Raw genomic sequence first — 9,261 nt, 5'->3', positions numbered from 1 at the left:
TTCGAGTCCGTAGCCGCGCATGCGCCAGCCGTAGACGCGGTCGGGGCTGTCCGGGGCGCTGGTGCGGATGACGAGTCCTCCGGGGCTCTCGGTGTAGCGGCCCGCAACGCCCCCTCTCCATGTCCGGACAGCGCATTCAGCCCCGTACGACACCGAACCGGATGTCGTACGACGACCCCGGGTGCATGACCCGCAGCATCCGCTCGCCCTCGGTGGTGACCTCGTTCCGCCGGGCCCGGGTGAGGCGTTCGAAGGGCTCGATCACGAGCGCGTCCTCCTCCAGCCGCCACAGCCCCGCCAGGAAGCCGTCGACCAGGAGCGTGCGGTGGGCCAGGTTCCCCTGCCACGAACGGCCCCGGTGCTCGGGCGGGACGACGCGGGTGCGGTCGGCGTGCGAGAGCAGCAGGTTGTCGAACTCGGGCAGGAAGCGCGGCGGTGCGGGGGTCTCGGGGTCGGGGCGGGGGGCGTCCGGGAGGTCGAAGAGTTCGACGCCGGTCTCGTCCCGGAAGGTCACGAGCCGCGGGCGGAGGCGTTCGGAGGCGTCACGCAGCCGGGTCATTCCGGCCCAGGCCTGCATGTCCCGCACCGAGGCCGGGCCGAAGGCGGCGAGGTAGCGCAGGACGACCGCGTCGGGCGCGGGTGCCGGTTGCGCGGGCCGGCCGAGCCAGTGCTCCGCGGTGGTCAGACGGACCTGCCCGCTGCGCCCCCACAGCCCCCGGGGCGTCACCTGCACGAGCGGGAGACGGCAGCGGGCGGCGACGGCCAGGGCCTGCGGTTCGGCGTCGGGCCACTCCCGGATCAGGGCCTCGCGCAGCTGTGTCATGGTGCGCGGCTCGGCCTCGACGAGGTCGCGGGCGATCGCGGCGAGCCGGTCCAGGTCGACACCGGCGAGTCCCTTGCGGAAGGTGACGAGCTCCCGGTCCCGGGCGGGCTGCACCAGCGGTCGCAGGCTGAGGCAGTCGTCCGCGGTGTGGGTGTGGATGGTGGAGCGCATCGTGACGATCCGGACGGCCTCGCGGTCCGCCATCAACCGGGACAGCGCCTCGGGTGCGAACCCGTCGAGGCGGGCGGCGAGCGCGTAGTACGGCGGCTTGACGTTCTGCGCCTGGAGCCCGACCAGATGCTCGACGGCCGCCGCGACGGACAGCGGGGCGGGGCGCAGGAGCAACTGGCGGTCGAGGGTCGCACGGTTCAGAGCACGGGTGCCGAGCAGGGGTGCCGTGCCGGTGACGCTCCGCTTGGTGTTCGTCATGGGGGCACGGTAGCGGGGATTGCGGACAGGTTCTGTCCGCGACTTCGGGCTTCGGGCGGTGTTCATGGGCCGTTAGGCCCACGGCACTGCCGGGTACTCAGCAGTACATTCCCGGAACCCGCACCACCCGCACCACTCGGGAGATCCGATGCTCCGACGCCCACCCCCGCCGCATCCCACCGCACCCCATGAGTGACAGCACCGGACGGGCGGTGGAGGGCATGGAACGAGGCGCGGACCCGGCGCGGGCGGCTCTGATCGTGATCGACATGATCAACACCTACGACCACGAGGACGCCGAGCTCCTCGTGCCGTCCGCCGAGGGGGTCGTGCCGGTCCTGACCGAACTGCTCGGCCGGGCCCGTGAGGCGGACGTCCCCGTGATCTATGTGAACGACAACTTCGGGCTGTGGCGCTCGCACCACGGAGAGCTGCTGGAGGCGGCTCTCTCGCAGCCGAACGCCCACCTGATCGAGCCGATCCGGCCCGACGACCGGTCGCTCTTCGTCATGAAGGCGCGCCATTCGGTCTTCTTCGAGACGCCCCTGTCCTATCTCCTGTGGAGCCTGGGCGTCGGGCACGTGGTGCTGACCGGACAGGTCACCGAGCAGTGCGTCCTCTACTCCGCCCTGGACGCGCACATCCGCCATCTGGAGGTGACGGTGCCGAAGGACGCCGTCGCCTCCATCCATCCCCACCTGGCGTCCGCCGCCCTGGAGATGATGGAACGCAACATGGGTGCCCGGATCACCACGGCGAAGGAGACCGAGTTCGAGCCCCACCAGGCCTGAGGCCCTCCTGTACGGGAGGCACGCTCCGCTCGGCACGGCAGCGACCGGGTGCGGCTCGACACCGGGGTCCCCCGGTTCAGCCGCAGCGGCGGCCGGAGTTGATGCACTTGACCGCCTGCTTCATCAGCCGCTCGGGCATCGCGTTGATGAAGTCTCCGTGGTCGGTGACGGGCTTGTGCAGCGACTCGGGGAAACTGTCCACGGCGAAGGCGGTGCTGCCGGCCAGGCCGCTGTAGGTGAGGCGCTGCACGAGTTGCGGGACCGCCTTGAACCCGGCCGGGCACCTGCCCCGGGCGTCGGCGAAGGCGACGTGGCTGCGGTGGTTGGCGCTGTCGGTGTTGCGGCCGTCCCAGCAGCTCTGGAAGCGCTCGGTGCGGACCAGTTGGCTGCCGGCGGGGCAGATGGGGTACTTGTCCTTGAGCTGGACGCGGTTCTCGAAGCCGGTGCAGGACCAGGCCGCGTTGGCGTTGGCGCCGCCGTTCGCGTTGGCCTTGGCATCGCCGGTGATGATGCGCAGGAAGCGCGGCATGGCGACCACCTTGGTGGTGGGACTGCCGACGAAGGTGAGGCTCACGGACGTGGGGGTGAGGATCTTGCCGATGTTGCCCTCGGCTCCACCACCGGGCTTGTCCGCGTCCGCCTCCTCGACGCCGCTGCGGTCGCGCAGCACGGGCCAGTAGTAGGTCGACCGGTCGCCGTTGGTGCACGTGGTGCGGGCCGCGGCGAGGGTGTCGTCGGTGGTGAAGGCGTCGACGCCGATGGCGCCGACGTAGTCGTGGGTGTGGTGGGCTCCGTTGCCCACCCCCGGGGCGACGATCACGTTGTCGGAGTTGTGCCTGCCTTCCGCGTTGACACCGCAGCGGGTCTTGAAGGCGCCCTTGGAGGCGTTGCGGCCGTCGCGGGGCCGGGCGGGCACGTTGGGGGTGACCTTGGTGATGTCCACGAAGTCCTCGGGCACGGGGCCGTTGCCGGCGGCCGGAGACGGGCTCGCTCCCTGCCCCTGCTGCCCCGCCTGCCCCTGCCCCTGTTGTCCCTGCCCCTGCTGGCCCTGCCCCTGCTCGCCCTGACCTGCGCCTGCCAGCGTGCACGCGGCCAGGCCGCTCAGGCCCTGCGGCCGGGGCGCGCCGGTGCGGCTGATCGCGATGGCGATGCGGTCGACGGTGGCGGTCCGCTTGTCCTTCAGCGGGCCCAGGATGGCGTTCTGCACGAAGTCCGCACCGCCCTGGCCGCGCGTGGCCGCCAGCCGGTTCCCGGCCTCGGTGATCTGGGACTGGAGCAGGCGCAGGTTGCGGTCGACCTCGGCGCGCGCCTGCGAGGGCACGTCCGGCAGCCGGTCGGCCACCGAGGGGCAGGAGATGGGTGAGGCCGCGCGGGTGGTGGCACGAGGGGCGTCGGTCGCGTTGGCCTGCATGGCGACCAGCGAGAGTCCGACCCCGCCCGCGGCCAGTCCGGCGACCAGGACGATCGCGTTACGGCGCTTCCGGTTGCGCCTGTGTCCCTGGTTCATGGTGGTCTTCCGTTCGTCCGTCAGGTGTGTCAGATGTGACCACCGTGGCCCCTGGGACGAGGGCGGACCACGGGTTCCGACGGGGCGTCACCATCGCGTAAGAACTGGCACCCCGGCGCCCGCGCGCCGGTCAGCGGTGCTCGGGGTTGTCCGCTCCGGGGCGGCACCCGGCATCCCACTGGGAGCGCTGGTTGCCGTGGGCGGGGACCCCTCCGGCACGCTTCAGCAGGGCCGCGATGTGCATCAGGTTCCAGGTCATGAAGCTGGTGTTGCGGTTGGTGAAGTCGTTCTCCGGGCCACCGGAGTCCGGGTCCAGGTACGACGGTCCGGGGCCGGCCGCGCCGATCCAGCCGGCGTCCGCCTGGGGCGGGATCGTGTAGCCGAGGTGCTGGAGGCTGTAGAGGACGTTCATCGCGCAGTGCTTGATGCCGTCCTCGTTGCCGGTGATGAGGCAGCCGCCGACCCGGCCGTAGTAGGCGTACTGCCCCTGGGAGTTGAGCAGCGAGGAGCAGGCGTAGAGGCGCTCGATGACCTGCTTGGTGACGGAGCTGTTGTCGCCCAGCCAGATGGGGCCGGCCAGGACCAGGATGTCCGCCGCCATGACCTTCTCGTACAGCGCCGGCCAGACATCCGTCGCGAAGCCGTGCTCGGTCATGTCCGGGTGGACGCCGGGCGCGATGTCGTGATCGACGGCACGGATCAGCTCCGTGGTCACGCCGGCGTTGTCCATGATCGACCGGCTCCTGTCGATCAGGCCTTGGGTGTGGCTGCGCTGCGGGGACGGTTTGAGGGTGCAGTTGACGTAGAGGGCGGTCAGGTCGTCGAAACGGTGCGCCGTGCCGGGTGCGGAGGGGGCTGTCATGGGGGCAGGGTCTCGTGCCGGGTCCGGTTTGTCGCGTTCCGGCACACCCGTGCCCGTCTTACGGAGTCATGACGTACGGCCGCGTTCCCGGGAGGCAGCGGCCGTGGGCGCCTAGCGTGCCCGTATGCGCGTACTGGTCACCGGCGGTGCCGGGTTCATCGGGTCCCATGTGGTCGCCGCCCTGCGGGAGCGGGGGCACGAGGCGGTCGTGTTCGACGTACGGGAGGATCCCGCGGCGGACGTGCGGGACCCCGCAGCCGTGGGCCGCGCCCTGGCCGGTGTGGACGCCGTGTGCCACCAGGCCGCGATGGTCGGGCTGGGCGACGGGGTCGCCGACGCGGCGGACTACGTCGCGCACAACGACCTCGGGACGGCCGTGCTGCTCGCGGCCATGGCGGAGGCGGGCGTCCCCACCCTCGTGCTCGCCGGGTCGATGGTGGTGTACGGCGAGGGACGGTACGCGTGTGCGCGGCACGGGGTGGTGAGGCCCGGGCCACGGGCCGTGGCCGCGCTCGACGCGGGCCGGTTCGAGCCGCCGTGCCCGGTGTGCGGGGCGGACCTCTCCCCCGGGCTGGTCGGCGAGGACGCCCCGGCCGATCCGCGGAACGTGTACGCGACGACCAAGCTCGCCCAGGAGCACCTGGCCGCCGCCTGGGCCCGCTGCACCGGCGGGTCGGCGGTGTCACTGCGCTACCACAACGTGTACGGGCCCGGCATGCCCCGGGACACTCCGTACGCCGGGGTCGCCTCGTTCTTCCGCTCGGCGCTCGCCCGGGGCGAGGCCCCGCGGGTGTTCGAGGACGGGCGGCAGCGCAGGGACTTCGTGCACGTCCGGGACGTGGCGGCGGCGAACGCCGTGGCGCTGGAGGCCGAGGCCGCTCCGGGCGCGCTCACCGTGTACAACACCGGCAGCGGTACCCCGAACACCGTCGGCGCGATGGCCCGGGCGCTGGCCGCCGCGCACGGCGGACCCGAGCCGGTCGTCACGGGTGAGTACCGGCTCGGGGACGTACGGCACATCACCGCGGACTCCTCGCGGCTGCGGGCGGAGCTGGGCTGGAAGCCGGCGGTCGGCTTCGAGGAGGGCATGACGGAGTTCGCGCGGGCGGGGATGCGGGGCGCGTAGGCGGCCGGCCCGGTGAGGCCGGTGGCGCCCATGGCCCCCGTCATCGCCGGTCGCGGCACCCGGCAAGCACCCCGGCAGCGGCCGTCACGGACTCCCGGCAGGGACGAGACATGAGGGACGCCGGCGCTTCTCAAAGACAGCACCGCGGGGGGCTTCCCGCGGCCTTGTCCGGTCTGCACGGCAACCCCGGTTCGCGTCAGCCGGCCCCGAGACCGACCGCCAGCGTCAGTTCGAGCACCCGGTGTGGCGAGGCGAGATCCGGAAACAGCTCCCGCAGCTGCGACATCCGGTACCGGACGGTCTGGGGGTGGACGAACAACGCCGCCGCCACCTCCTCCCGCCTGCCCTGGTGCAGCAGCCATGCCCGCAACGTCTCCTCCAGCCGCCGTGCGGTCGCGTCGGGCAAGGTCCGCAACGGTGCGAGGGCTCGGGCACGCAGGTCTGCGAACGCCTCCACGTCGGCGCTCAGTACCAGCTCGGGCAGGTGGTCCTCGGTGTCGCGGATGTCTGAGGAGAGGGAGCGCGCGCGTGCGGCTCGCGCGTACGAGGCGGACGCACGCGTCCATGGCCGGGCCGGGCCGACCACGGCCGTGCGGTCGGTCAGCTGCCGCAGGAGATGTGCTCGGTCGGCGTCGGGGACGAGCAGCACGCCGGTCGCGTCCGGCAGGTCGTCCAGGACGAGGGTGCTCGGGTCGAGCGCGCGGTAGGCAGGCCGGGTCTGGGCAGCGGGCAGCAGGACGGCGGTCAGTGCCACCGGAGGCTGCCATCCGGCCCGCTGAGCCGAGACGAGCAGCACGTCCGGGCTCGCGCCGGCGAGCAGGTCGCGGGCGAGGTGTTCCAGGTGACGCTCGTGGGCCCTCCCCTGGGCGGCCAGCTCGTCGGCGTGGCCCGCGGCGCTCGCGGCGGAGAGCTCGTCGATGTAGGCGAAGGTCAGCTCGGCGAACTTGGCGACCTCGGCGGCGGGCAGACCTGCGGGTACGGCACCCGCTGCCAGGCATCGCCAGGCCACGCGGGCTCCGACGCGGTAGGCGCTGAGCAGGGCGTCCATCGAACGGCCGTCCCGGACCTCGCCGCGGCCCAGCTCGTAGGCCGCGTCACCGCCGTCGCCGCCTGTGGCGTTCCCGCTCGCGAGGTCCAGGTAGTGCCCCAGGGCGGTGCGGACCGCTCGGCGGATGGTGGCGCCCATGTGGCCCGAGAGGGCGTTGGCGTAGGGAGGTACCTCGTCGATGATCGCCTGGACGACCTCGTCGGCGGTGGTCTTCAGCGCGGCCCGGAGTGCGGTGACCGTCGCCTCATCCAAGGCCAGTTCGCTGGCTCTCCGGATTACATGGCTCACGATTCATTCCCTGCGAACAATTCTGCCGCCCAGATTCACGTCCTACGGTCAGGACTTTACGCCCTGAGACGCAGCAAGCTGGAGTCATGACGAGTGCAGCCCTCCGCAGCAGGGCGTGGAAAATGTTGGAGATGGTCACGACGCCGCTGCTGCCGTCGGACTACCTCGACCTGGTCAGCCCGCTGCGCGCGGGCGCTGACCTGCGTGGACGCATCGAGGCCGTGCACCCCGAGACGGGTGACGCCGCGACCATCGTGATCAGGCCGGGTCGTGGCTGGCGCGGCCACACGGCCGGCCAGTACGTGCGGATCGGCGTCGACGTCGACGGGGTGCGCCTGTGGCGTGCCTACTCGATCACCTCTCCGACGCACCGCCGGGACGGCCGCGTCACGATCACCGTGAAGGCGATCCCGGACGGCAAGGTCAGCAACCACCTGGTCCGCAGGGTGAAGCCGGGCACGCTCATCCAGCTCGACCAGGCGACCGGTGACTTCGTACTGCCGCGGCCCAGGCCCGCCAAGGTGCTCTACCTGACGGCCGGCAGCGGCATCACGCCCGTGATGGGCATGCTGCGTGACACCGCCTTCGACGACGTCGTCATGGTCCACTGCGCGCCACAGCCGCACGACGTGATCTTCCGCAGCGAACTGCACGACCTGGTCGCGGACGGCAGGCTGCGGCTCACCGAGGTGCACACCGACACGGACGGCATGCTCGACATCACCCGTCTCGACGAACTCGTGCCCGACTGGGCCGAGCGCGAGACCTGGGCGTGCGGGCCCGCGGGCCTGCTCGACGCCGCCGAGAAGCACTGGGCCGGGCACGGCGTGCCGGAGCGCCTGCACACCGAACGCTTCCGGCCGACCGTCGTCGCCACGGGCGACGGCGGTGAGGTCACGTTCAGCGCCACCGGCAGGACCGTCGACGCGGACGGCGCCACGCCGTTGCTGGACGTCGGCGAGGAAGCCGGTGTGCTCATGCCCTCCGGGTGCCGCATGGGCATCTGCTTCGGCTGCGTCACACCGCTCAAGGCGGGCGCCGTCCGCGACCTGCGCACCGGCGAGATCACCGAGGCCGAGCCGGGCGTCCTCATCCAGACCTGTGTGTCCGCCGCCGCGGGCCCCTGCGACATCGAACGGTAGGAACACCTTGACCGCTATCGACCCCACCGCCCACCTGACCGCGGAGCAGATCGAGGAGCTCGGCCGCGAGCTCGACGCGATCCGCGACGAGGTGATCGCCGGCCGTGGCGAGAAGGACGCCGCCTACATCCGCAAGGTGATCTCGGCGCAGCGCAAGCTCGAACTGGTCAGCAGGGGCGTGCTGCTCTTCTCGTTCTTCCCGCCCGCGTGGGTGCTCGGCACCGCGGGTCTGTCCGTGGCGAAGATCATGGACAACATGGAGATCGGCCACAACATCCTCCACGGCCAGTGGGACTGGATGCGGGACCCGAAGATCCACTCCACCACCTGGGAGTGGGACCACGTCTCGCCGGCCGACCAGTGGAAGCACTCGCACAACGAGCTGCACCACACCTACACCAACGTGATCGGCAAGGACAACGACCTCGGCTACGGCATCATGCGCGTCGACGAGGACCAGAAGTGGCACCCCTTCCACCTCGGTCAGCCGCTGTGGAACTTCATCAACGCCTGCTTCTTCGAGTACGGCATCGCGGCGTACGACCTGGAACTCGGCAGGAACCTGAGCAAGCACCGCCGTAAGAACCCGGAGTTCCGCGCGCGGGCCAAGGCCGTCGGCCGCAAGATCCGCAAGCAGGTGCTCAAGGACTACGTGATCCACCCGCTGCTGTCGGGCCCGTCGTTCCTCCCCACGCTCGCCGCCACGTTCACCGCCAACCTGGTCCGCAACCTCTGGTCCCACTCGGTGATCATGTGCGGGCACTTCCCCGAAGGCGTGCAGGTCTTCGAGCGCCGGTCGATCAAGGGCGAGACGCGGGGCCAGTGGTACCTGCGCCAGATGATGGGCTCGGCGAACATCAGCGGCAGCAGGGCCATGCACTTCATGACCGGCAACCTGTCGCACCAGATCGAGCACCACCTCTTCCCCGACCTGCCGAGCAACCGGTACGCCGAGGTCGCTGTGAAGGTGCGTGCGCTGTTCGAGAAGTACGAGCTGGAGTACGTCACCGGGCCGCTGCCCAAGCAGGTGTTCTCCGCGTGGCGCAAGGTCTTCCGGCTCTCGTTGCCGAACAAGAGGCCCAGCGCCCCGACGCCGGACCGCGAGCAGGAGCTCGTCGCGGCCTGAATCCCGGTACCGTCGCCGGAGCGAGAGCCGGGCGCGCCCGCGGTCCCGACCGGCCGGACGGGACCGCGGGCGCGGCGGCCGGAGCGCGGGCCGGGACTCGAACGCGGAGCCCGCCCGAG

General features: G+C 71.6%; 8 protein-coding genes. 4 read left to right on the top strand and 4 right to left on the bottom strand.

The window, feature by feature from the left end; genetic code table 11:
- Positions 1-136: 136 nt before the first annotated feature.
- A complete protein-coding gene (locus tag AB0E85_RS31220; RefSeq protein WP_361934171.1) occupies positions 137-1,252 on the bottom strand; it encodes a winged helix DNA-binding domain-containing protein in 1,116 nt (371 codons plus the stop codon).
- A gap of 221 nt (positions 1,253-1,473) precedes the next feature.
- Between AB0E85_RS31220 and AB0E85_RS31215 the strand changes: the two genes are divergently transcribed.
- Entirely contained in the window at positions 1,474-2,043 is a 570-nt protein-coding gene (locus tag AB0E85_RS31215; RefSeq protein WP_361934189.1) for an isochorismatase family cysteine hydrolase, read from the top strand.
- Positions 2,044-2,119: 76 nt separating this feature from the next.
- On the opposite strand, the gene AB0E85_RS31210 is transcribed toward AB0E85_RS31215, so the two are convergent.
- Complete coding sequence (locus tag AB0E85_RS31210; RefSeq protein WP_361934168.1) at positions 2,120-3,550, bottom strand: DUF1996 domain-containing protein; 1,431 nt, start codon at positions 3,548-3,550, stop codon at positions 2,120-2,122.
- Positions 3,551-3,680: 130 nt separating this feature from the next.
- Positions 3,681-4,412 carry a flavodoxin family protein gene (locus AB0E85_RS31205; protein ID WP_361934165.1) on the bottom strand — a complete coding sequence of 244 codons (732 nt, stop codon included), beginning with the start codon at positions 4,410-4,412 and terminating at the stop codon, positions 3,681-3,683.
- A gap of 124 nt (positions 4,413-4,536) precedes the next feature.
- Here AB0E85_RS31205 and AB0E85_RS31200 point away from each other — a divergent pair, with 124 nt between their 5' ends.
- The gene (locus AB0E85_RS31200) at positions 4,537-5,538 is read left to right on the top strand and encodes an NAD-dependent epimerase/dehydratase family protein (protein ID WP_361934162.1); all 1,002 of its coding nucleotides are present in this window, start codon (positions 4,537-4,539) and stop codon (positions 5,536-5,538) included.
- A 196-nt stretch (positions 5,539-5,734) separates the two neighbouring features.
- Here the strand turns inward: AB0E85_RS31200 and AB0E85_RS31195 are convergent, their stop codons facing one another.
- Positions 5,735-6,874, bottom strand: coding sequence for a helix-turn-helix domain-containing protein (locus AB0E85_RS31195; protein ID WP_361934159.1), 1,140 nt, complete (start codon positions 6,872-6,874; stop codon positions 5,735-5,737).
- Between the two features lie 86 nt (positions 6,875-6,960).
- Here AB0E85_RS31195 and AB0E85_RS31190 point away from each other — a divergent pair, with 86 nt between their 5' ends.
- Both AB0E85_RS31190 and AB0E85_RS31185 read left to right on the top strand, forming a co-directional pair.
- Positions 6,961-8,016, top strand: a complete 1,056-nt coding sequence (locus AB0E85_RS31190; RefSeq protein WP_361934157.1) for a ferredoxin reductase — start codon at positions 6,961-6,963, stop codon at positions 8,014-8,016.
- A gap of 7 nt (positions 8,017-8,023) precedes the next feature.
- A complete protein-coding gene (locus AB0E85_RS31185) occupies positions 8,024-9,142 on the top strand; it encodes an acyl-CoA desaturase (protein WP_361934154.1) in 1,119 nt (372 codons plus the stop codon).
- The last annotated feature ends 119 nt before the right edge of the window (positions 9,143-9,261 follow it).

Source organism: Streptomyces sp. NPDC029044, assembly GCF_040637495.1.
Taxonomy (GTDB): domain Bacteria; phylum Actinomycetota; class Actinomycetes; order Streptomycetales; family Streptomycetaceae; genus Streptomyces.
The sequence above is the reverse complement of the archived record's forward strand: the minus strand, read 5'-3'. Positions and strand labels throughout refer to the sequence as shown.